The sequence below is a fragment of the Roseovarius sp. A-2 genome, from assembly GCF_002072155.1.
Lineage (GTDB): Bacteria > Pseudomonadota > Alphaproteobacteria > Rhodobacterales > Rhodobacteraceae > Roseovarius.
On record NZ_BDIY01000071.1, the window covers coordinates 1 to 2,498 of the forward strand.

Sequence of the window (2,498 nt, forward strand, 5' to 3'; positions counted from 1 at the left end):
GTAACCGCGCCATTGGCACCGCCTGCCTGACGCTTGGGCAATGATCTAAGATACGTGTTTAACTACGTCGTTAGCGACGTGTCTTATGCGGGGTCTTTGATGCGTGGAGAAGTTCTTGGGTTGGAGCGGCGGCGTTTCTGGCGTGACGAGGACAAGCTTGAGATTGTCATGTCGGTTGGGATCGATGGGGCAACAGTGACACAGGTGGCACAGCGTCACGAGATCACGCGGCAGCAGATTTATAAATGGCGGCATGAGCTGAAGAAGAAGGGTCTATGGTCGCCTGATGCCGGAGCGCTTTTCTACCCTTTGGATATGCCAGTTCCGACGGCGCAGCCTACGGCAGCTGATACGTCGCCACCAGTTGCAGTCGAATTGCGCTTACGGTGCGGCCACCGCCTTCATTTTAATAGCACGATTGACCCGGCCGCACTGACGGCGCTGATCCGCGCGGTGGAGGTGGCATGATCGGTCCCGGCACCGGTGTTCGCGTATATTTGGCCTGCGGCGTGACAGATATGCGGAAAGGAATCGCGGGGTTGGCAGCACTGGCGCAGGACGTCCTGCATCAGAAACCCACCAGCGGCGCAGTGTTTGCATTCCGGGGGCGACGCGGGGATCGGATCAAGCTGCTGTATTGGGATGGTCAGGGATTTTGCCTTTATTACAAGGTGCTCGAGCGCGGACGCTTTCCTTGGCCGAGCGCCAAGGATGGAGCGGTGCGGATGACATCTGCACAGCTCGCGATGCTCTGGGAGGGGATCGACTGGCGGCGTCCGAATTGGGGTGCTCCACCTGCACGTGTCGGGTGATTTTGCGTCCGGAATTGCTTTATTTATATGGTGCTTTGGCCTGATTTTTGGTAGTCAGGCGCATGTCGAAACCTGCCGAAAACTTGCCTGATGATCCCGCCGAATTGAGGGCGGTGATCGCCGCATTGCAGGCGGAAAATGCCCGGATCGAGGCTGAGAATGCCAAGATATCGGCGACATTGCGCGTCCATGATCAGCTGGTTCAGGCCCTGCGTCTGCGGATCGCCAAGTTACAGAAACTGGCCTTCGGCAAGTCCTCGGAAAAGGTTGAGCGCGAGATTGAGCAGTTGGAACTGGCGCTCGAAGACCTGCTGGTAGCGGTGGCCGAGGAAGATGATGCGCCCATCGACGAAGGGCAGGATGAGCCTTCACCGGAAACTGCTGGTGCGCCTACTTTGCGCCGCCGCCCACGTGTCTCGGACGTGACGCCGCGCGAGCGCCGCGAACTTGATCCCGGTGCCTGCTGCCCTGACTGCGGCGGCGACCTGCGCGTGGTGGGCGAGGATGTCAGCGAATTGCTGGACATGATCGCCGCCCAGATGAAGGTGATCCAGATTGCCCGGATCAAGAAATCCTGCCGTCGCTGCGAGCGGATGGTGCAGGAGCCGGCTCCCAGCCGTCCGATCCCGGGCAGCATGGCGGGGCCGAACCTGCTGGCGCATGTGCTGGTCTCCAAATTTGACGATCACCTGCCTTTGTATCGCCAACACGAAATCTTCGAACGCATGGGGGCTGACATTCCCGAAAGCACCCTTGTCGGCTGGTGCGGCCGGGCCATGAAGACCCTGTCGCCGCTGATCGAACGGATCGAGGCGGACATCATGGCCAGCGACCTGTTGCACGCAGATGACACACCGATCCGGGTGCTGGATCGCGGTATGCGAGACAAGGGACTTGGCAAAGGTGTCAGGCAAGGCCGGATCTGGGCCTATGTGCGCGATCAACGCCCTTGGGTGGGGGCATCGCCACCGGGTGCCGTCTACCGGTTCGCGCCAGACTGGAAGGAAGAGCATGTCCTCAGCCATCTGGCCAAGGCCCGTGGCATCCTGCAAGCGGACGGCTACAAGGGCTATGCCAAGCTTTATGAGCCTGACCCCGATGGCACAGCCCGTTTGCGCGAGGCCGCCTGTTGGGCCCACCTGCGGCGCGACTTCCATGACTTCTGGACCTCGACCAAGTCCGAGATCGCCCGCGAGGCGCTCGACCGGATCGGCAAGCTCTACGACATCGAGCGCGACATCAACGGTCAACCCGCTGACCTCCGCCATGCGGCACGGCAAAAGTTGAGCCGCCCACAAGTCGAAGCCTTCTTTGCCTGGTCCGAACAGCAGCTTCTGCGCATTCCGGGCAAAAGCGATCTGGCCAAGGCCTTCCGCTATGGTCTCAGCCGGCAGGAGGCCTTCAGCTTGTTCCTGGCCGACGGGCGTGTGGCGATCGATAACAATCCAGCCGAGCGTGCCCTACGCCCAATCGCGATAGGACGGAAAAACTGGCTCTTCGCGGGAGCCGATACCGGTGCGGAAACCCTGTCCCGCGCCATGACCCTCATCGAGACCGCCAAGCTCAACGGCCTCGATCCGCTGGCCTATCTCGCCGACGTGCTCGACCGCATCCATGATCACAAGATCAACAAGCTAAATGAGTTGCTGCCGTGGAATTGGGTGCCACTGCCATCCGTGACGGACA

Annotated in this window: 3 protein-coding genes; all 3 read left to right on the plus strand. The window is 60.7% G+C overall.

Features of this window, described 5'->3' with window-relative positions; all coding sequences use genetic code 11:
- Positions 1 to 54 precede the first annotated feature (54 nt).
- Positions 55 to 468 carry a transposase gene (locus tag BHD06_RS22525; RefSeq protein WP_217805725.1) on the plus strand — a complete coding sequence of 138 codons (414 nt, stop codon included), beginning with the start codon at positions 55 to 57 and terminating at the stop codon, positions 466 to 468.
- Entirely contained in the window at positions 465 to 812 is a 348-nt protein-coding gene (gene tnpB / locus BHD06_RS22530; protein ID WP_080459176.1) for an IS66 family insertion sequence element accessory protein TnpB, read from the plus strand. The genes BHD06_RS22525 and tnpB overlap by 4 nt, the downstream gene beginning before the upstream one ends.
- Positions 813 to 874: 62 nt before the next feature.
- Positions 875 to 2,498 (plus strand): IS66 family transposase (locus BHD06_RS22535; protein WP_080459177.1); only part of this gene is annotated, 1,624 nt, incomplete at its 3' end.

Coding starts and splice junctions, on each gene's coding strand:
- tnpB (WP_080459176.1), top strand. CDS start 465: ATGATCGGTCCCGGCACCGGTGTTCGCGTATATTTGGCCTGCGGCGTG.